This is a genomic window from Streptomyces sp. NPDC005374 (assembly GCF_042872225.1).
GTDB lineage: Bacteria > Actinomycetota > Actinomycetes > Streptomycetales > Streptomycetaceae > Streptomyces.
Genome location: NZ_JBIAKA010000008.1, coordinates 263327 through 282987, shown reverse-complemented (window position 1 = coordinate 282987; position 19661 = coordinate 263327). Strand labels below are relative to the sequence as shown.

Below are 19661 nucleotides of genomic sequence, written 5' to 3'. Positions count from 1 at the left end.
CCGCTGCCCGCCGCCCGCCGTCCGCGCTCACCTCACGAGATCTCGAAGGCGCCGAGGTCCGGCGCCTGTCCCTGGTACGGCAATCCGACACCGACGCCCTTGTCGATCAGGGTGCTGTTCGCCGCGGGACGGAGACCGGGTAGTACGGGCAGGCTCCCGTCGGCTTGGCGGGGAGCGTCCCAGCCGGAGGTCGACACGCTCTGGAACTGCGCGTCCGACAGCGCGACGCCCAGGTTCCACGAGTTGTTCGCGGCGCTCGTGCCGGTCATGTTCGACGTCAACGTGCCGGTGTAGGCGAGGTTGTTGCGCAGTGTGCCCCGGCCGACATCGGCACCGCTCGCGTCGATCCCCAGCATGTTGAAGTCGGGGTGATTGCCGTAACCGGTGTTGTTGAAGTAGTCGTTGGCGACCGGATGGTGGTTGGCGTAGAAGCCCGACGCCCTGTTGAGGAAGGCGACCGACGTGCGCACGGTGTGTTTGACGGCGCCCGCGTCGTAGTCGCCGCCGTAGCCGCCCGCCTTGAAGCCGGTTCCGTTGCCGGCCGCCGTGGTCGTTCCCGGCTTGTACCCGTTGCGCCACGCCCAGGAGTTCTCGATCGTCACGGACGAGTAGGCGTAGATGAGGTCGAACCCGTCGTCAGCGTTCCACCACGCGCGGCAGCCCCGGAACACGTTGCCGGGACTGCCCGCCGAGATGTGCGCGCCGAACCCGTCGGCGTTCTCCCCTGCCCCGTTGGAGGAGTTGGTGTCGTAGTTGTCGTGCGCGTCGCTGTTGAGGACGAGGTTGCCGCCTCCGTTCTGGATGAACAGGCCGGGGCCCATGTGGTGGTGGGTGTCGATCTGCTCGAAGGTGTTGTTGCTGCCCGAGACCCAGATGCCCCAGGACTCGTGGTTGAGGTTGTTGTTCTGGCGGACCCCGGTGACCTCCAGGCCCTTGAGGTGGATCCAGCTCCCTGTGACGTCGAAGCCCTTGATCCGGCAGTCGTCCGTCATCCCGGAGAAGTCGAAGACCGGTTTCTCCCCCGGGTAGGCCCAGTAGCGGATCGGGCTTCCCGAACTGCCGCTCCTGTTCAGGGTGATGGCGTCGACCCTGGCCGTCTGGCTCGTGCACGTGCTGTTCGCGCGGGTGTAGCGGTAGGTGCCGCCCCGCAGGTACACCGTGTCACCGGGCTGGACGGCTGCCTGTGCATGGGCGATCGTCGCCCAGGGAGCCGCCTGGGTCCCGGCGGCGCTGTCACTGCCGCCCGGGGCGACGTAGTACGCGGTCGCGGCTGCCGAATCGGTGGGGATCGCGAAGGGGCTCAGGGCGACCGCCGTGATCAGCAGGGCCCGCCCGGCGAGCTGGGCAGAACTCATCGTTGCCTCCGTGTCATGCGCCGAGGAATCCGTCCAGGGCCGCCGTGGGCCGGTGTGTGCTCTCGTCCCAGGCCGAGCTGTTGTAGCCGTTGAACGACGGATAGCCCTCCGGCTCCCAGAAGAAGGTGCCGAGGCCGCCGAATCCCTGCAGCCCGGTGACGAACGCCCGCAGCGAGTCCCGCACCTGGGCGGGCTTGCCGACCGGGCCGCCGTACTCGACCTGCATGACGGGCTTGCCGTAACTCGACTGGATGGTCTGCATGTTGGCCAGCACGCCGGGCACGTTGCCGCCCTGCGCGTAGGAGGACAGGCCGGTGATGTCCCACTTCCCGCCGTTGACCCGGTAGGCGTCGAGGAACGTCTGGATGCTCGCCAGGTTCTGCGGCTGCGCCAGGTGCACCAGCACCGGGGTGGCGGGGAAGACCTGCTTGGACATGTCGTAGGCGGCGTTCAGCAGGCCCGTCATCTGTGCGGGGCGGCTGACACTGCCGACCGGCTTGCAGATACCGGAGTTGGTCTCGTTGCCGATCTTCACCCAGGCCGGTGTGACGCCGTAGTACTTGATGACGTTGCACGAGTGATAGACGTAGGTGTTCATGGCGTCGAGCATCTGGCTGTAGGTCATGTTCGCCCAGGCCGCCGGTGGGTTCTGCACGCCGACCGAGTTCCAGGTGTCGCCGAAGTGGAATCCGAGGAGAACCTGCATACCGGCGTCCTTGGCCCGTTTCGCCAGCTGCGCCGTCTCCTCGATGGAGCAGTGCCCGTTGGCAGGATCGCTGGAGGGATTGACCCAGGTCCGCAGGCTGATCGCGGTGATGCCGTAGCCCTTGAGGACGGTGAACGGGTCCTGTCGCACTCCGGCGCTGTTGTTCCAGTAGTAGCCCTGTGCCTCCATCTGCGGCAGCCAGCTGACGTCGGCGCCCCTGACGAAGGACGCGGCCTGCGCCGGGGTCGCCAGGGGGCCCGCGCCCAGGGCGAGCGCGCCCGCGCCGGCCGCCGCGCCGAGCAGCACGCTGCGCCGCCGTAAGCCGGAGGGGACGTTTCGTTCGGTATCGGTCATGGGGGGATCCTCAGGTCGTCCGTCATCCGAAGGTCGCCTGTAGGTCGCCGTCGGCGCCGCTGAGGTTGCCGCCCTGCGGGACACCCGCAGCCGGACACCGGACACACGTGTAGCGCGCAAAAAGGGCCCCCGCAGGCTTCCGCCCGCGAAGACCCTTCGCACCGTCGGGACGACAGGATTTGAACCTGCGACCCCTTGACCCCCAGTCAAGTGCGCTACCAAGCTGCGCCACGTCCCGGTGCGCTGCCCCGCGATGGACCGCGGACGCGCTTACGGAACTTTACCCCACGTCGGGGGCCGGGCCGAAGCGGGCGCGGGGCGCGGGACAATCGACGTATGGCCAGTACTTCCTCAGGACGGCAGGCGGACGCTCGGGACCGGGACAGCGAGGGGCGGGCGCGCAACGCCCGGCCGCGGGACGGGCTCGGGCGGCCCCTGCCGTACGGCGCCGACGGCGTGGCCCGGCAGCCGGAGGGCGTGGTGCGCACTCCACCGGAGACGGTGGCCGAAGCCCAGGAACTGCTGGACGCCGGGCGCCCGTTCCACGCGCACGAGGTCTTCGAGGACGCCTGGAAGTCGGGGCCGGACGAGGAGCGCGCCCTGTGGCGTGGGCTGGCCCAGCTCGCGGTGGGGCTGACGCACGCGGCCCGGGGGAACGTCACGGGCGGGGCGAGGCTGCTGCGGCGGGGTGCCGGGGCCCTGGACGAGTGGACGACGTCGGAGGCCGGGCGGGGGCGGCCGTACGGGATGGATCTCGCGGGGCTGGCCGTCTGGGCCCGGCGGCTCGCCGGCTGCGTGGAGGAGACCGGCGCGAGCATCGACGCGGCGGAGCGGGCGCCCCGGCTGCGCGGATAGCTCTGGGCGCGGGCGCCCCGTCCTCGCGAACCGCACCGGAGGACGCGGTGCACGCGCTGTCAGTGGTGTGCGGCAGACTCGGGGTGTGCGGAAGATTCATGTGATCGGTATCGGCGCGGGCGACCCCGAGCAGCTGACCCTCCAGGCGGTCAGGGCGCTGCGGAGCACGGACGTGTTCTTCGTCCTGGACAAGGGCGAGGTGAAGAGCGACCTGACGCAGTTGCGCCGGGACATGCTGGACGCGCACATACCCGAGGGGTCGTACCGCGTGGTCGAGGCGCGGGACCCGGAGCGGGACCGCGGTGCGGGCGGCGCCGCTTACTCCCCCGCCGTCGGGGACTGGCGCAGCGCCCGCGCCGACATCTACGAGCGGCTGATCGCCGAGGAGCTGGGCGAGGAGGAGAGCGGCGCGTTCCTGGTGTGGGGGGATCCGGCACTGTACGACAGCACGCTCGGCATCCTGGAGGAGATCCTGGAGCGGGGCTCGGTGTCCTTCGCGTACGACGTCGTGCCGGGCATCAGCAGTGTGTCGGCGCTCGTCGCGCGGCACCGCACCGGCCTGAACCGGGTCGCCCGGCCCGTGCAGATCACCACCGGCCGGCGTCTGGCCGAGGGGTTCCCGGAGGGCGTGGACGACGTGGTCGTGATGCTCGACGCCCACCAGGCCTTCCGGGCGTACGCCGACCAGGACATCGACATCTACTGGGGCGCCTACCTAGGCACCCCGGACGAGATCCTCGCCTCCGGGCCGATCGCGGAGGCCGCGCCGCGGATCGAGCGGCTGCGGGCCGAGGCCCGGGAGCGCAAGGGCTGGATCATGGACACGTACCTGCTGCGCCGACACCCGCGCCGGGGGTAGCCACCCGGGCGGACCGCCCGGCATGCACGGATGGCCCAGCGGTGTGATCGTGCCCTTGTGACAGTCGCCGAGGAATCCGCGGGAACCGCGCCGTCCACCGCCTCCCAGCCGCCGGTGCTGGACGCGCGGCGCCGCAACGTCGTCTTCGTGACGATCATGCTGGGGATGCTGCTCGCCGCGCTCGACCAGACCATCGTGGGCACCGCGCTGCCGACGATCGTGTCGGATCTCGGCGGCGCCGAGCACATGTCGTGGGTCGTGACGTCGTATCTGCTCGCGGAGACCGTCTCGACCGTGCTGGTCGGCAAGTTCGGTGACCTGTTCGGCCGCAAGGTGGTCTTCCAGGTCTCGGCGATCGTGTTCATCACGGGCTCGTTCCTGTGCGGGCTCGCGTCCAACATGTCGCTGCTGATCGTCTGGCGCGCGATGCAGGGCGTCGGGGCGGGCGGCCTGATGGTGACGGCGATGGCACTGATCGCCGATGTCATCCCGCTGCGCGAGCGCGGCAAGTACCAGGGTGCCATCGGTGCCGTGTTCGGGGTGGCCACGGTCATCGGACCGCTGCTGGGCGGGCTGTTCACCGACCATCTGACCTGGCGCTGGGCGTTCTACGTCAACGTCCCGATCGCGGTCGTCGTGGTCTTCGCGGCCGCCCGCACCATCCCCGTGGTGAAGTCGGCCGTGCGCCCGGTGATCGACTACCTGGGCATCGCGTTCGTCGCGGTGGGCGCCAGCTCCCTGATCCTGGCGACGAGTTGGGGAGGCAACGAGTACGCGTGGGGTTCCGGCGTCATCATCGGCCTGTTCGTCGGCGGCACGGTCGCGCTGGGGCTGTTCTGCTGGGTGGAGACCCGGGCGGCCGAACCGATGCTGCCGATGCGGCTGTTCGCGAACCCGGTGTTCACGGTCTGCTCGATCCTCAGCTTCATCGTGGGCTTCGCGATGCTGGGCGCGATGACGTATCTGCCGACCTATCTGCAGTACGTCGACGGCGACTCGGCCACGGTCTCCGGCGTGCGGACCCTGCCCATGGTGATCGGCCTGCTCATCGCGTCCGTCGTGAGCGGCAACGTCGTCAGCAAGACCGGCCACTACCGGCTCTTCCCGATCGCGGGCTCCCTCGTGATGGGGGTCGGGCTGTTCCTGATGTCCCTGATGGGGCCGTCCACCGGGGCCTGGCTGGAGTCGCTGTACATGTTCGTGCTCGGCGCCGGCATCGGCCTGTGCATGCAGGTCCTGACCATCGCCGTGCAGAACACCGTCGAGTACGCCGACCTCGGCACCGCGACCTCGGGCGTCACCTTCTTCCGCACGCTGGGCAGTTCCTTCGGCACCGCGGTCTTCGGCACGATCTACACCAACTCCCTCACCTCCCATCTCAAGGACGGCATCGCTACCGCGGTGCAGGTGGGCGGCGGATCGGACGCGGCCACCGTCACCAGTGCGGCGACCAGCCCGGACGGCCTGCACCGGCTTCCGCCGGCCGTCGCCGCGCCGATCATCGACGCGTACGCCGACACGATCCAGACCGTGTTCCTGTGGACCGTGCCGGTGGCCGCCCTGGGCTTCGTCGTCGCCCTGTTCCTCAAGCAGGTCCAGCTGCGCGACAGCGCGAGGGCCGGTTCGACCGACATGGGCGAGGGGTTCGCGTCGCCGTCCGGAGCGGACTCGCAGCGCGTGCTGGAGACCGCCGTGGGGAAGATCATCGGCAGTACGGACCTGAGCACCGTGCGCCGGATCATGACGAGCTCGGACACCCGGCTCGATGTCGCCGGGGCCTGGGCGGTGATGCAGGTGGAACTGCACACGCGGATGGTCGGCCACGCCAGTCTCGGCATGATCGCCGCGCGCCGCCATCTGCCTCCCGAGGTGCTGCTGCCGGTCTTCGACCGGATGGTCGAGGAGGGCTATCTGACCCGCGACGGCACGCTCCTCTCGCACACCGAGGCAGGTGCCCGCGAGGCGCGGGTCATCGGTGAGGCGTGGGGCTCCTGGCTGGAGGAACGCGTCCAGCGCGACCTCGGCCGCCCCTCGGGCACGGATCTGCGGGCCGCGGTGGACACGATCGCGAAGCGGCTCCTGGTGGAGGACCTCAACAGCGGACTGCCGCAGCGGGCGAAGGAGTTGGCCGGCAGCACGACGTCGTGACGGGCCGTGTCACGGCGAGTCCAGGCCCAGCCACTCCACGACCGCCGCCACGTCGGGCAGCGCGGTCACCCCTTCCGGGAGGGGCGGTCGGCGTACGACCACCACGGGCAGGGCCAGTTCGCGGGCGGCCGTGAGTTTGGCGGACGTGGCCGCTCCCCCGCTGTCCTTGGTCACCAGTACGTCGATGCGGTGGGCCCGGAGGAGCGCCGACTCGTCGGCCACGGTGAACGGGCCGCGGGCCAGGAGCACTTCGGTGTGCGGGGGCATCGGCGGCTCGGGCGGCTCCACCGACCGTACGAGGAAGTGCGGGCCGGTGAGGTGGGCGAAGGCGGCGAGGTCCATGCGGCCCGTGGTCAGGAACACCCGCCGGCCGAGGCTCGGCAGCAAATCCGCGGCCTCGTCGAGTGAGCCGACGGGATGCCAGCGGTCCCCCGGTCCGGGCCGCCAACCCGGGCGGCGCAGCACCACCGAGGGCACGCCGGTCGACCGCGCCGCGTGAGCCGCATGGGCGGTGATCGTGCGGGCGAAAGGGTGGGTGGCGTCGACCAGGGCGTCGACGTGTTCGTGGCGCAGCCACTCGGCCAGTCCCGGTGCCCCGCCGAAGCCCCCGATCCGTACGTCCCCCGCGATCGCCCCCGGCCGGGTCACCCTCCCCGCGAGGGAGGTGGTCACGCGGACTCCCGGCCGGGCCGTGAGCACGGCGGCCAGTTCACGGGCCTCGGTGGTGCCACCGAGGATCAGGACGTGCGGGGACATGGCGGGTAGCGTACGAGGTCAGGGGCGGGGAGCAGCCTGGTGGGTGCCCGGCGTGCTTGCCGGGGCCCCCGCGAAGACGGTCCCGGCCGGGGTCAGCCGAGCAGCAGTTGTACGCCGCCCACCACCGTCGCCGCGATCACCAGTCGCTCGAAGAGCCGCTGGTTGATCCGGCCCACAGCCCACTTGCCCAGGAACGCGCCGGGTACGACGAACGCCACGAGGGCGAGGTCGAGCAGCAGCGAGTGGCCGTCGATGAGGCCGAGGCCGACGCTGAAGGGCACCTTGGAGACGTTGACGATCAGGAAGAAGAACGCCGAGGTGCCGAGGAAGCCGAGCTTGCGGAAGCCCGCCGACAGCAGGTACATCGACATCACCGGGCCGCCGGCGTTGGCGACCATCGTGGTGAAGCCGCCGAGGACGCCGTAGGAACGGGCCTTGACACGGCCGGTCCGAGTGCTGACCGTGTCGGGCTCCACCTCCGCGTCGGCCGTGCGGCGGCGCCACACCGTCACCCCGGCCATCAGCAGCAGGATCGCGCCGATCGACGTGCGGACGATCCCGTCGTCCGCCCACTCCAGGAACAGCGTGCCGGCGACCACGCCGACGGCGACCGCGGGGAACAGTTTCCACAGCGTGGGCCAGTGGGCGTGCCGCCGGTAGGTGAGTACCGCGAGCACGTCCCCGGCGATCAGGAGGGGCAGCAGGGCGCCGGTGGAGGCGCGGGCGGGCAGCACGGCGGCGAAGATCGCGAGACTGACCGTGTTGGCCCCGCTCACGGCCGTCTTGGAGAAGCCGACGAGCAGGGCGGCGGCCGCGAGTGCGGCGAACTGCCAGCCGGAGATGTGCCAGAGGGTCATCGTGTTCATGCGGAGACCGATGCTAGGCGCAGGTAACCAGGTGGTGTAAGTGCCGTCTCGCTTTGTGGTCCTGTTGCTTCGGCCGACGGCACGAAGGAAGGCCGACGGCCTTGACGATCTCTGCCAGTTTCGGATCACGACGCAGCCGGAGGAACCATGACCGACTCCCGCGAGCACTCCCTCACCGCCGCCCACGGCCACCTCGCCGTGCGCGAGTGGCCGCACGACCGGCCGCGGTACGCGGCTCTCGTGGTGCACGGCTACGGCGAGCACGTCGGCCGGTACGAGGAGCTCGCCGACATGCTCGTGGCGCACGGCGCGGCCGTCTTCGGACCCGATCACATCGGGCACGGGAGGTCCGCCGGTGAGCGGGTCCTGATCGAGGACTTCGAGGACGTCGTCACGGATGTGCACGCGGTGGCCGACCTGGCCAGGGGCGTTCACCCCGGCGTCCCCCTCGTCATGGTCGGGCACTCCATGGGCGGTCTGATCGCCGCCCGCTTCGCCCAGCGGTACGGCCCCGAGCTCGCCGCTCTCGTGCTGTCGGGGCCGGTGATCGGCGCCTGGGAGCTGCCGGGCGCGCTGCTCGCCCTGGACGAGATCCCCGCCACGCCCATCAGCCCGGCCTCGCTGTCCCGCGACCCGGAGGTGGGCGCGGCGTACCTGGCGGACCCCCTGGTCTGGCACGGGCCGATGAAGCGGCCGACGGTGGAGTCGTTCGCCCGCACCCTGAAGGCCGTGTCCCGGGGCGGTGACGTGGGCCCGCTCCCGCTGCTGTGGCTGCACGGTGACGACGACCGGCTCGTTCCGCTCGCCGGCAGCCGGGTGGGAGTCGAGGAGATCAGGGGCGAGAGGCTCACCGAGCGGATCTACGCCGGTGCCCGGCACGAGGTGTTCAACGAGACGAACAGGGCGGCCGTCTTCGCGGATGTGACGGACTTCATCGACGGTGTGCTCAGGCGCTGAGACGACGCCGTTTGCGGGGGTTCGCCCGGGGCACCCGCGCCTCCATGGAGTGGTTGCGTCGAGCTGCCTGCGTGGGAGAGGACCCCGAGCTGTTCTTTCCCGTGGGCACACAGGGACCGGCACTGCGGGACGCGGCGGCCGCGAAACGCGTCTGTGCCCGCTGTCCGGTGACGGTCCAGTGTCTGTCCTACGCCCTCAGCAGCAAACAGGCCGCGGGTGTGTGGGGCGGGACCTGCGAGGAGGAACGCGACGCGCTGCTCCGGACGGCCGGGGACCGCACCCGGGCGTCCACGGCCGACGCCGGAAGGAGAAGCACCGTATGACTGTCATGAAGAGCACCCTTCCCGACGACGCCCGTCAGGTCACCGGGGACGCGTTGCAGAGCACCCTGGTGGACCTCGTCGGGCTCTCCCTCATCGGGAAGCAGGCCCACTGGAACCTGGTGGGGCCGCGTTTCCGTTCCATCCATCTCCAGCTCGACGAGGTGGTCACGGCCGCCCGCGACTTCTCCGACACGGTCGCGGAGCGCGCCGCAGCGCTCGGCCTGCCGCCCGACGGCCGGCCCGAGACGATCGCCTCCGCCTTCACCCTGCCCAGCCCGAAGAACGGCTGGGTGCGGGACACCGATGTCGTCGAGGTCATGGTCGAGTGCCTGACGGCGGCCATCGGGCGACTGCGCGAGCGCATCGAGGCGACCGAGAAGGCCGACCCGGTCTCCCAGGACCTGCTGATCGGCATCACCGCGGAACTGGAGAAGCAGCGCTGGATGTTCGACGCGGAGAACTGGCCGAAGGACGACTGACGGCGCGGCCGCCGGACGCACGCACGGAAGGGACCCCGATGACCGACGCCCTCGAACTCGACGCGCTGTGGGAGGACTTCCACCGTGCGGTGAACATGACCTCGCAGGAACTCGCCGCCTGGCTGCGGGTGAGCGACGCCGACGAGTCCGCGGAACCGCTGCCGGAGCACGCGGGTGAGCCCCTGGGACAGCATGTCCTGGCGATCCTCCAGAAGCGGCGGACGGATCTGACCGTCGACGACATCGAGGTGATGTTCGACGTCGTGGACACCGTCGCCGCGGAGGCCGACGTGGAGAACGAACCCGAGGCGGACAGGACCCACCGTCGGCACCGGCTGATGACCGTCGGGCACGATCCGCTCAGGCCGTGACCGTGGTGGACACGTAGGCGAACAGCACCGGCAGCCGCTGTACCGGCTGCCGGTGCTGTGGCGTGCCGAGGTCCGCGGCCGTTGTCGGCGAGGTGACCGAAGACAGCCTTCCGTGCCGGGTGACCGTGGCACACTGCTCGCACACAGTGTCGAAAGCGATCAGAGGAGCCTTGTGTGACCGGGACCGAGCCGGCCGGCAGGCGGATCGACACGAGCAGGCCGCATCCGGCCCGGGTGTACGACTGGTTCCTCGGCGGGAAGGACAACTACCCGGTAGACGAGGAACTCGGGCAGCGGATCACCGCCCAGGGGGACGCTCCCCGGCAGGCGCGCGCCAACCGCCGGTTCATGGAGCGGGCCACCCGGGTCGCCGTACGGGAGGCGGGAATCCGCCAGTTCCTCGACATCGGTTCCGGCATCCCCACCGAGCCCAACCTCCACCAGGTCGCCCAGTCCGCCGTACCGGACGCGCGGGTGGTGTACGTCGACAACGACCCGATCGTCCTCGCTCACTCGGCCGCCCTGCTGCACGGCACCCCGGAGGGGGCGACACACTACCTCCAGGCGGACGCCCGCGAGCCGGAGCGGATCCTCCAAGGGGCCTCGGCCGTCCTCGACTTCGAGGAGCCCGTCGCGCTGTCGCTGATCGCGCTGCTGCACTTCGTCTCCGACGAGGACGGCGCCCAGGAGCTGGTGGACAAGCTGGTCGGCGCGCTCGCGCCGGGCAGTTGTCTGGTGCTGTCGGCGATGACGGCGGACTTCGATCCGGAGAAGGTGAACTCGGGCATCGCGGCGTACACGGCGAGCGGGGTGACCCTCGTGGCCCGCTCGCACGACGAAGTGAGCCGTCTCTTCAGGGGACTCGAGGTGCTGGAGCCGGGCATCGTGTCCCTGTCGCGGTGGCGTCCGGACGAGCGGGAGGACGGCGACCTCGTGTCGCTGTACGGGGCCGTCGGCATCAAGCGGTAGCCCTCACCCCAGCAGCCAACCCCCGTCCACGCTCAACCCCACCGCGTTGACCGAGCCGTTGCGCAGCAGGAAGTCCACGGCGTCCACCACGTCGGCCATGGTCGCGAGCCGTCCGGTCGGCGTCCTGGCCCGCGGCCCTGCCAGGACCTCCTCCGGCTTGGCCCGCCAGTAGGGGCTGTCGCCCACGACGCCGGGGTGGATCGCATTGACGCGAACGGGAGCGAGCTCGACGGCGAGGGTGTGGACCAGCCCGGTCACACCGGCGTTGACGGTCGCCACGGTCGTCGCCCCGGGATAGGGGCGCTCCTTGGCCTGGCCACCGAACAGCACGACGGCGCTGTCCTCGTGCAGCCGGGACCGCAGCGTGTGCACGACCTCGGTGTAGCCGACGAGTTTGAGCGTGACGAGGTGGAGGGCCGCGTCGATGTCGTAGTCGCTCACCCGGTTCTCGTCGCGGGAGACGCCCGCGATCACGAGGTGGTCGACGCGCCCCACGCTGCTCAGCGCGTCGGCGATGTCCTTCGGCCGGGCGAGATCGAGGGCGAGTCCCCGGGCGCCGATCTCCTTGGCCGCGGTGTCGGCGCGGTGGGCGTCCCGTCCGGTGATCACCACCTCGTCACCCCGGTCGGCGCGCACCCGGGCGAACTCCCGCCCGATGCCCGCGGTTCCACCGATCACCACGACACTGCTCATCGGGACGCCTCCCTCAGGTATTCCCAGTCCCGGGTGAACCGGTAGGAGTGCCGCACCGGCGGCTGCGGCGCCTGCGTCTCCAGCCAACGCAGCGGTCCCTCGCCGGCGTTGGCGAAGCCGTGCACACAACCGGCGCCCGCCCAGGCGCAGTCGCCCGGGCCGAGCCGGTACCGCGTGCCGTCGAACACCGCGTCCGCCTCCCCTTCGAGGAACAGATAGGTCTCCTCGAAAGGGTGGTCGTGGGTGCCTGCGATGCCGTCGGGCGCGTACTGCACCATGAACATCGTCGAGGCGACCGCGCCGAGGTCGCCGTCGACCATCATCTTCACGGTGATCCCGCTGTAGACGAGCAGCGCGGTCCGCATGCTCGCCGACACCGCGAGCAGGTCCTGGGACTGTTTGCCGGGGTCCATCTGCGCGGGTTCGAAGTGACCGAAGGACCGCGTCCGCGGGTCGCGGACGTCGATACGGGCAGGGGCACGCCGCGGCCACGGAGCGACCGGCTGGGTGTCGTGCCCGTACCGGGCCCGCGGCACCGGGGCGAGCATGTCCGCCCAGCGGGCGGCGGTGTCCCCGGCGCCGCGCCAGGCGTGCGGGACCCCGGTCTGGAGGAGTCCGTAGTCGCCCTCCTCCAGCAGGTACGCGCCCTCGGGCACGTCGAGAACCACCGTGCCGTCCAGGATGTGGAAGCTCTCCTCGTACGAGTGCACATGGGCCGCGACACCTCCGTCGGGGCGCAGCTCGCACACCCCGAAACCGGTGTGCGAGCTGCCGTCGTCCTCGCCGACCAACTCCCGTCGCCGGTAGCCGTGTTCGTCGTACGACGGCTCCGGGAGGTCGGTGGCACGGCGCACCAGGTGCAGCGTCACGCCCGGGCCTCCTTCGCGGCCAGCAGCCGGTCGCGGGACTCCTCGACGAGCCGCAGGGCGCGTGCCACGTCCGCCGTGAGCCTGCCGTCGCGCTTGCGTACGACCCCGTCGACGATGACGGTCTCCACGTTGGAGACGTCGGCGCTCAGTGCGACCGCTGCGGCGGCGTCGTGAACGGGGGCCACGTTCAGGGCCGTTGCGTCGATGGCGACGATGTCGGCGCGCTTGCCCGGGGTGAGCGAGCCGGTGCGGTCCTCCAGGCCTGCGACATGGGCGCCGTTGCGGGTGGCGATCTCCAGCATCTGACGTGCCGTCAACATCATTTCGGGGACCGGGGTGTCGGCCTGCCAGCTGACCGCGTTGACGCGGGCGCGCTCGGCGCCGAAGGCCGCGCGGATCTGGGTGAACATGTCGCCGGGGACGGTGGTGACGACGTCGATGCTCAGGGACGGCCGCAGTCCGTGCTCGATGGCCTTCATCACCGGCGGCCAGCCGTGCCCCATCTGCGTCTCGACCTGCGGTGCGATGGAGACCGTACCGCCGCTGTCGGCGACGAGGCGCCACTCCTCCTCGCTGAGGTAGCAGCAGTGGATGTAGGTGGTGTCGGGGCCGAGCAGGCCGAGGTCGTTCAGCTGCTTGACCATGCCGAAGCGGCCGGCGAGCCGTCCCATCGCCACGTGCACGGTGATCGGGATGTCGAGTTCGCGGGCCAGCGCCCATTCGGAGGTGACGACGTCGTTGACGCAGAAGCCGGGGCCGCGGGTGGCCAGCGCCAGGGTGAGCAGGCCGTCGTCGGAGGCGAAGTGCTCGGCGCGGATCCGGCGTACGTCGTCGCCCGGGATCGCGATCTTGCTCTCGAACCAGTAGTCGGCGAGGGAGGTGTTGGCGCTGCCGTACGCGTACTGGGCGCGGATACCGCTCTCCGTGAGGGCCCGGATCGCCGCGTCCGGGTGCTCGGGCGTGTTGTTGATGTGGGACCAGTCGACGAGCGTGGTGATGCCCGCGTTGAGACATTCCAGGGCGCCCGCGAGGTTGGCCGCGTACACGTCCTCGGGGGTGTAGAGGGGGGCGAAGGTGTCGAGGATGTCGACGAAGTAGTCGTCGAGGGTGGCGTCGGGCGCCACATTGCGGATCGAGGCCTCCCAGGTGTGGCGGTGGGTGTCGACGAAGCCGGGGACGACGATCCGGCCCGTCATGTCGAGGACTTCGGCGTCCGCGCTGATCTCGCGGTCCACCGCCGCGATCCTCCCGTCCTCGATGAGGACGTCCCCGCTCGGCAGATCCCCCACGTCGGGGTCCATCGAGAGCACGTGTCCGGCACGAAGGAGTGTCCGACGGGTCATCGCGTTTCCTCCTCAGGGGTGTTCAGTACGCGGCCAGACTCCTGACGGCCGCCACGACCTTGTCGACGGTGGGAATGACCTGTTCCTCCAGCGCGTCGGCGAAGGGCAGCGGCACGCACTCCCCCGCCACCCGCCGCACCGGCGCGTCCAGCAGCCCGAACCCCTCGTCGGCGACGACCGAGACGACGGTGGCGCCCCAGCCGCCCTGGTACGGGTTCTCCTCGACGACGACCAGCCGGGATGTCCGGCCGAGCGAGGCGAGGACGGTGGCCATGTCCAGGGGGACGAGACAGCGCAGGTCGACGACCTCGACGTCGATGCCGTCCGCGGCGAGCAGTGCGGCGGCCTTCAGGGCGACCGGCACCATCGACGCCAGCGCCACCAGCGTCACGTCGGCGCCCTCGCGGACGACGGCCGCCCGCCCCAGCTCGACCACGTGGTCCGGCGGCGGGGGCGGGCCCTTGGTGGCCAGCAGTGCCTTGTGCTCGAAGAAGACGACCGGGTCGTCGCTGCGGATCGCCGCCGCCATCATCCCGGTCACGTCGGCGGGAGTGGCGGGTGCCGCGATCTTCAGCCCGGGCACGGTCAGCGCCCAGTTCTCCGTGGCCTGGGAGTGCTGGGCGCCGAAACCGAGCCCGCCGCCGTTGGCGGTGCGAACGACGAGGGGCACGGTGACCTGACCACCCGTCATGTAACGCACTTTGGGTATCTCGTTGGCGAGGTAGTCCCAACAACAGGCCAAAAAGTCGGAGAACATGATCTCCGCGACGGGCCGAATCCCGGTCATCGCGGCGCCCATCGCCGCGCCCACGATGGCCTGTTCGGAGATCGGCGTGTCCCACACCCGCTCGGGTCCGAACTCCTTGAACAGCCCGGCGGTCGTCTTGAACACCCCGCCGGCCTCGCCGATGTCCTCCCCCAGGCACACCACGGCCGGGTCCCGCCGCATCTCCCGCGCGATGCCCTCGGCGACCGCCTCGCGATACGTGATCACGTCCGCCATGCGGCACCTCCGTCGGCCCATACGTCGGTGAACGCCTCGCGCGGATCGGGCGGTGGCGCGTTCTTCGCCGCCTCGACGGCCCGTCGTACGACATCACGGGCCCGCTCGTCGGCCTCGGTGACCTTCTCCTCGGGCACCCCGGCCTCGATCAGCCGGCCCCGCGCGATGTCCAACGGGTCGTGCTTGAGCCAGCGTTCGACCTCCTCGGCCGGGCGGTAGGTCGCCGGATCGGACCGGCTGTGCCCGAAGTGGCGGTAGGTCGCGGCCTCCAGTACGGCGGGCCCGTCTCCGGCCCGGGCCCGCCGCGCCAGCTCTGCCACCGCCTCCTGTACGGCGACGACGTCGTTGCCGTCGACCACCTCGCCGGGGATGCCGTACGCGGGTGCCCGGTCGGCGGCGGGCCGGGGCACCGCGGTCACGTCGGCGATCGGCGTGTACTCCATGTAGAGGTTGTTCTCGCAGACGAACAGCACGGGCAGTTTCCTTACGGCGGCCAGGTTGAGCGCCTCGTGGAAGGCGCCGATGTTGGTGGCGCCGTCGCCGAAGAAGGCGACCGCGAGCTGTCCGGTGCCGCGCAGCCGGGCGGACCAGGCGGCGCCGACCGCCATCGGGAGGTGGGCGCCGACGATGGCGTAGGAGCCGAGCATGTGCGCGTCGGCCTTGGTGAGGTGCATGGAGCCGCCCTTGGCCTTGCACAATCCCGTTGCCCTGCTCATGAGTTCGGCGAGGCACTCCTCGGGGGTGGCGCCCCGGGCCAGCGCGTGGTGGTGGCCGCGGTAGGTGGCGAAGACGTAGTCGTCGTCGCGCAGGGCGGCGCTCGCGCCGACGGCGATCGCCTCGTGGCCGGCGGCGAGGTGGGTGGTGCCCTTGACGAGGCCCTGGAGGAAGAGGTCGTGGGCGGCCTTCTCGGTACGGCGGATGAGGGCCATCTGCCCGTACAGGGTGAGGAGTTCGGCCGGCTCCATCAGTGCTTCCCGTTGTTCAGGTGCGACTGCGACTCACGGCGGGTGTTCAGCTCGCCGCCCACCGTCCAGTACTTGCGGCCCGCCACCAGCAGTTCCTCGGCGGGGAACTTGGTGATGACCTCGCAGCCGTCGGCGGTGACGACCAGCTCCTCCTCGATGCGGGCGGCGGACCAGCCGTCGGCGGCGGGCCAGTAGGTCTCCAGGGCGAACACCATGCCCGCTTCGAGGACTTCGGGGTGGTCGAGGGAGACCAGGCGGCTGAAGATGGGCTTCTCCCAGATCGACAGGCCCACGCCGTGGCCGTACTGGAGGGCGAAGGCGGCGGTCTCGTCGGCGAAGCCGAACTCCTCGGCGCGCGGCCACACCTGGACGATGTCGGCGGTGGTGGCGCCCGGCCGGACCAGGGATATCGCCTCGTCCATGTACTCCCGGCAGCGCACGTAGGCGTCGCGCTGGGCGCGGGAGGCGCTGCCGACGGCGAAGGTGCGGTAGTAGCAGGTGCGGTAGCCGAGGTGGCTGTGCAGGATGTCGAAGAAGGCGGGGTTCGCCGGGGCGGATCAGGCGGTCGCTGTAGACGTGCGGGTGGGGTGAACAGCGTTCCCCGGAGATGGCGTTGACGCCTTCGACGTACTCGCTGCCGAGGTCGTAGAGGACCTTGCTGACGAGTCCGACGCACTCGTTCTCGCGGACCCCGGGGCGCAGATAGCCGTAGAGCTCCTCGTAGGCCGCGTCGACCATCGCGCAGGCCTGGGCGAGCAGGGAGATCTCGTCGCCGGTCTTGATCCGACGGGCCTCCAGGAAGACCTGCTGTCCGTCGACGACGTCGATGCCCTCGGCGCGCAGGGCGGCGAGGACCGGCATCTCGGCGACGTCGATGCCGAGCGGTTCACCGGCCAGGCCGTGGGCGCGGAGTTCGGTGGCGATCTTCTTGGCGACGTCCTCGGCGATCCCGGCGTCCGGGTGGAAGGCGCCGCGCAGCGTGGAGATGCCGGCGCGGGCTCCGGTGGGCGGGCCGTCCTTGCCGTCGCCGTGGTCGAGCCAGGGGTTGTACAGCTGGTGGTGGCGGGCGGCGGAGCCGAAGTCCCAGACGATCGGCTCGCCGCCGCGGACCAGCAGGGCGAAGCGGATCAGCTTGTCCATCGCCCAGGTGCCGATGTGCGTGGCGGTCATGTAGCGGATGTTGGCGAAGTCGAAGCTGAGCACGGCGCCCAGCTCGGAGCGGTTCAGCGTCTCGTGCAGCCGGGCCAGGCGCTGTCGGCGCAGCCGGTCCAGGTCGACGCGCTCTTCCCAGTCGACGGCATTGGGGCCGTACGTGCGGATCGCCATCGCGACCACCCCCACCATCGAGTCAACGACCGACCGCGAGGGGTGTCAAGTGTCACTGAACACTTTGGCCGGCTTGGCCGGCGACGAACCAGACACCCACGGCGGGTTCGTCGCCGTCGTTGCGGTAGCGGTGCGGGGTCGTGGACTCGAAGCAGACGGCGTCGCCGGGGCGCAGGACCTGTTCGTCGAAGCCGAGGGTGAGCACGAGCTCGCCGGAGGTCAGACAGCCGTACTCCGTGCCGGGGTGCCGCATCAGACCGCCCGAGCCGGAGGAGGAACCGCCGGGCCGGTAGGTGACGAGCAGGAAGTCGACGTCCGTGCCGGGCACGTGCCCGAGCCGCTCCCACACGACACCGGAGTCCAGTTCCAGCACCTCCCGTTCACCGGGGGTGACCAGGGGGCCGATGCGCCGGCCGGGGTCGGCCGCGAAGGCCGCCAGCGCGTGCACGACCGGGGCCGAACTCGCCGCCACGGCGGTCTCCCGGACCTCGAAGAGGGTTTCGACGGATACGCCGAGAGCCGTGGTGATGGCGTACAGCGTGCTCACCGACGGCTGGCTCTTCCCGGTCTCGATCTGGGAGACCAGGCTCGCGGAGACACCGACCTCGCGGGCCAGGGCGCGCAGGCTCCGGCCGCGCTCCAGACGGGCCTGCCGGATGCGCGCGCCGACCGACGGCACGGGGGCAGGGGACACGGGCGGGCTCCTCTCGTGTGCAGCCCCATTGAACATCGCGGCCCTCGCCCCCGGAAGACCACCCGCATCACCCGGGAAAGACCGCGCGCACCTCCCATCCGTACCGGTCCCGCGGCCCGGCGTGCAGTTCCCCGCCCAGCGCCGTCACCCGCTCCTTCAGACCGACCAGCCCGAAGCCGCCCCCGTGGGCCGCCGCCGGCAACTGGCTGCCGCCGCGTCCGTCGTCGGACACGGTCACCTCCAGGCGGGCCTGCTGGTACCGCAGCCCGACGGTGACCTGGGTGGCGTCGCCCGCGTGCCGCCGTACGTTGGTCAGCGCCTCCTGCACGACGCGGAAGGCCGCCGCCTGGACCTCGTGCGGGAGGTCGTCGGAAACGGTGGGTTCGCGGTGCAGGGTGGCCTTCTGGACGGGGCTCGAGAAGCCGTCGACCAGCCCGGCGATGCCCGCGAGGTCGCCCACCGGGCGGCGGTCGGCGGCGTCCTCGGTGTCGCGCAGGACGCCGACCGTGCGGCGCATCGAGGCGAGCGCCTCGGTCGCGGCACGCTCGACGTCGGCGAGGACGGGATCGAGGTCGTCGGAGTCGGACTCCGCCATCATGCGGGCCACCTGGGTCTGCACCAGGATGCCGGTGACATGGTGGGCGACGAAGTCGTGCAGGTCGGCGGCGATGGCGAGGCGCTCCGAGCGCCGGGTCTCGCTGACCGCGACGGTCCGCCGGTAGTCCTGCGAGCGCAGATACGCGGCGAAGGCCACGGTCAGTCCGATCAGGACGAGGCCGATCACCATGTACGACAGGATGAGTTCGCCGTCGTCGAGGAACAGTCGCACCGGCAGCGCGAGCAGGGCGGCCCCGTCGGCCGACGCACACGCCACCACTGACGAGCGCGGACAGTGCCGTACGGCGACGAACAGCAGGCACAGCAGGATCGCAGGCTCACCCGGTCCGAACAGGGCACTGGAGCGCAGCACCGAGTCGAGCGTGCACAGCAGCGATGCCACGGCTGGTACGGCAGTGCGCAGTTGAGGGGTGAGCCAGGGCGGGCGCCGGTGGGCCGGCCACAGGACGGCGGCGGCGCCGATCAGCAGCACGGCCGTCTGCGGCAGGCCGATGTCCCGGTCGACGCCCGTGGCGAGGAGATCGACGACGGCAGCTGCGACGAGGGCACCGATGCCTGCGCCCGATACGCAGCCCCGGGCGGTGACTGACTTCATGCCGATCACCGTATGCGCGGGTGACGGCGACGGGATCGGCCGAACGGTCGAGGCGCGGCCGCGCCGGGCCCGAAGTCCGTGGCCGTTCGGCCGAGGCGGGCGCCCGGGCCACCGGGCGAGGGTGGAGCCACTTCGCCGGGGAGGCACCTCCTCCCCTCTGTCCTCAGGAGTACGTGATGCAACGCAGGTACCTCGTCACCGCCGTCGGCGGACTGGCCGGCGCGGCCGTCGTCTTCGGGCTCGGCACCCACTTCCTGGCCGGCACCGAGTCGACCACCGCGCTGGACGCGCGGAGCACGGCGACCGTCGATGGTCACAAGGCGCTCGCCGCGAACATCGTCGAGGGCCGCACCCAGAGCAAGTACCACCCGCTGCCCTGGATCGGGGTGAAGGTCTCGGACGTGACCTGCCCCAGCGGGCTGAAGGCCGTCGCCGGCGCCACCGTCACCTGCACCGGCGAGAAGAGCGGCGGCGGTTCCGTCGACATCCCCGTCACCGTGGTCAAGGCCTCGGCCACGTCCGTCACCTGGAAGTTCGACCGCTAGCAGAGGACCCGC

20 protein-coding genes, 1 tRNA gene and 1 pseudogene are annotated in these 19661 nt (G+C 71.1%); 9 read left to right on the top strand and 13 right to left on the bottom strand.

Translation table 11 applies throughout. From position 1 onward, the window contains the following. Nucleotides 1–32: 32 nt before the first annotated feature. The 3 genes from ACFYRX_RS22185 to ACFYRX_RS22175 form a co-directional block, all read right to left on the bottom strand. Nucleotides 33–1355 carry a right-handed parallel beta-helix repeat-containing protein gene (locus tag ACFYRX_RS22185; RefSeq protein ID WP_389102241.1) on the bottom strand — a complete coding sequence of 441 codons (1323 nt, stop codon included), beginning with the start codon at nt 1353–1355 and terminating at the stop codon, nt 33–35. A 13-nt stretch (nt 1356–1368) separates the two neighbouring features. Then, nucleotides 1369–2415, bottom strand: a complete 1047-nt coding sequence (locus ACFYRX_RS22180) for a glycosyl hydrolase 53 family protein (protein WP_389102238.1) — start codon at nt 2413–2415, stop codon at nt 1369–1371. Nucleotides 2416–2579: 164 nt separating this feature from the next. Next, nucleotides 2580–2653, bottom strand: a tRNA-Pro gene (locus ACFYRX_RS22175). 98 nt (nt 2654–2751) lie between these two features. On the opposite strand from ACFYRX_RS22175, the gene ACFYRX_RS22170 reads away from it, so the two are divergent. The 3 genes from ACFYRX_RS22170 to ACFYRX_RS22160 all read left to right on the top strand — a co-directional run bounded on the left by ACFYRX_RS22170 (nt 2752) and on the right by ACFYRX_RS22160 (nt 6277). Then, entirely contained in the window at nt 2752–3270 is a 519-nt protein-coding gene (locus ACFYRX_RS22170; protein ID WP_389102235.1) for a DUF309 domain-containing protein, read from the top strand. A gap of 85 nt (nt 3271–3355) precedes the next feature. Then, nucleotides 3356–4129 carry a precorrin-6A synthase (deacetylating) gene (cobF, locus tag ACFYRX_RS22165; RefSeq protein WP_389102233.1) on the top strand — a complete coding sequence of 258 codons (774 nt, stop codon included), beginning with the start codon at nt 3356–3358 and terminating at the stop codon, nt 4127–4129. 57 nt (nt 4130–4186) lie between these two features. Beyond that, a complete protein-coding gene (locus tag ACFYRX_RS22160; RefSeq protein ID WP_389102230.1) occupies nt 4187–6277 on the top strand; it encodes an MDR family MFS transporter in 2091 nt (696 codons plus the stop codon). Nucleotides 6278–6286: 9 nt separating this feature from the next. Here ACFYRX_RS22160 and ACFYRX_RS22155 read toward each other — a convergent pair whose 3' ends face one another. Further along, nucleotides 6287–7033 carry a cobalt-precorrin-6A reductase gene (locus ACFYRX_RS22155; protein WP_389102229.1) on the bottom strand — a complete coding sequence of 249 codons (747 nt, stop codon included), beginning with the start codon at nt 7031–7033 and terminating at the stop codon, nt 6287–6289. 92 nt (nt 7034–7125) lie between these two features. Continuing rightward, the gene (locus tag ACFYRX_RS22150; protein WP_389102226.1) at nt 7126–7899 is read right to left on the bottom strand and encodes a sulfite exporter TauE/SafE family protein; all 774 of its coding nucleotides are present in this window, start codon (nt 7897–7899) and stop codon (nt 7126–7128) included. A gap of 147 nt (nt 7900–8046) precedes the next feature. Between ACFYRX_RS22150 and ACFYRX_RS22145 the strand changes: the two genes are divergently transcribed. The 5 genes from ACFYRX_RS22145 (at nt 8047) to ACFYRX_RS22125 (ending at nt 10998) form a co-directional block, all read left to right on the top strand. Beyond that, complete coding sequence (locus ACFYRX_RS22145; protein WP_389102224.1) at nt 8047–8856, top strand: alpha/beta hydrolase; 810 nt, start codon at nt 8047–8049, stop codon at nt 8854–8856. 44 nt (nt 8857–8900) lie between these two features. Next, nucleotides 8901–9179 (top strand): WhiB family transcriptional regulator, encoded by a 279-nt coding sequence (locus ACFYRX_RS22140; RefSeq protein WP_389102223.1) that lies wholly within the window; start codon nt 8901–8903, stop codon nt 9177–9179. Further along, nucleotides 9176–9658, top strand: a complete 483-nt coding sequence (locus ACFYRX_RS22135; protein WP_389102222.1) for a Dps family protein — start codon at nt 9176–9178, stop codon at nt 9656–9658. Before ACFYRX_RS22140 ends, ACFYRX_RS22135 begins: the two co-directional genes overlap by 4 nt. 38 nt (nt 9659–9696) lie before the next feature. Continuing rightward, entirely contained in the window at nt 9697–10029 is a 333-nt protein-coding gene (locus tag ACFYRX_RS22130) for a DUF3140 domain-containing protein (protein WP_389102220.1), read from the top strand. A gap of 174 nt (nt 10030–10203) precedes the next feature. Then, nucleotides 10204–10998, top strand: a complete 795-nt coding sequence (locus ACFYRX_RS22125; RefSeq protein ID WP_389102218.1) for an SAM-dependent methyltransferase — start codon at nt 10204–10206, stop codon at nt 10996–10998. A 3-nt stretch (nt 10999–11001) separates the two neighbouring features. Here ACFYRX_RS22125 and ACFYRX_RS22120 read toward each other — a convergent pair whose 3' ends face one another. The 8 genes and pseudogenes from ACFYRX_RS22120 to ACFYRX_RS22085 all read right to left on the bottom strand — a co-directional run bounded on the left by ACFYRX_RS22120 (nt 11002) and on the right by ACFYRX_RS22085 (nt 19104). Further along, a complete protein-coding gene (locus ACFYRX_RS22120; RefSeq protein ID WP_389102215.1) occupies nt 11002–11691 on the bottom strand; it encodes an SDR family NAD(P)-dependent oxidoreductase in 690 nt (229 codons plus the stop codon). Next, nucleotides 11688–12560, bottom strand: a complete 873-nt coding sequence (locus ACFYRX_RS22115) for a cupin domain-containing protein (protein WP_389102212.1) — start codon at nt 12558–12560, stop codon at nt 11688–11690. The genes ACFYRX_RS22120 and ACFYRX_RS22115 overlap by 4 nt, the downstream gene beginning before the upstream one ends. Further along, nucleotides 12557–13903, bottom strand: coding sequence for an amidohydrolase family protein (locus ACFYRX_RS22110; protein ID WP_389102209.1), 1347 nt, complete (start codon nt 13901–13903; stop codon nt 12557–12559). Before ACFYRX_RS22110 ends, ACFYRX_RS22115 begins: the two co-directional genes overlap by 4 nt. 22 nt (nt 13904–13925) lie before the next feature. Beyond that, complete coding sequence (locus ACFYRX_RS22105) at nt 13926–14906, bottom strand: alpha-ketoacid dehydrogenase subunit beta (protein WP_389102206.1); 981 nt, start codon at nt 14904–14906, stop codon at nt 13926–13928. Then, nucleotides 14894–15871, bottom strand: a complete 978-nt coding sequence (locus ACFYRX_RS22100) for a thiamine pyrophosphate-dependent dehydrogenase E1 component subunit alpha (RefSeq protein WP_389102204.1) — start codon at nt 15869–15871, stop codon at nt 14894–14896. The genes ACFYRX_RS22105 and ACFYRX_RS22100 overlap by 13 nt, the downstream gene beginning before the upstream one ends. Further along, nucleotides 15871–17197, bottom strand: a pseudogene (locus tag ACFYRX_RS22095) (M24 family metallopeptidase). Before ACFYRX_RS22095 ends, ACFYRX_RS22100 begins: the two are co-directional and overlap by 1 nt. A gap of 52 nt (nt 17198–17249) precedes the next feature. Continuing rightward, entirely contained in the window at nt 17250–17891 is a 642-nt protein-coding gene (locus tag ACFYRX_RS22090; RefSeq protein WP_389102201.1) for a helix-turn-helix domain-containing protein, read from the bottom strand. A gap of 67 nt (nt 17892–17958) precedes the next feature. Further along, entirely contained in the window at nt 17959–19104 is a 1146-nt protein-coding gene (locus ACFYRX_RS22085) for a sensor histidine kinase (RefSeq protein WP_389102198.1), read from the bottom strand. 176 nt (nt 19105–19280) lie between these two features. Here ACFYRX_RS22085 and ACFYRX_RS22080 point away from each other — a divergent pair, with 176 nt between their 5' ends. Beyond that, nucleotides 19281–19649, top strand: coding sequence for a DUF4333 domain-containing protein (locus tag ACFYRX_RS22080; RefSeq protein ID WP_389102195.1), 369 nt, complete (start codon nt 19281–19283; stop codon nt 19647–19649). Nucleotides 19650–19661: the final 12 nt, after the last annotated feature.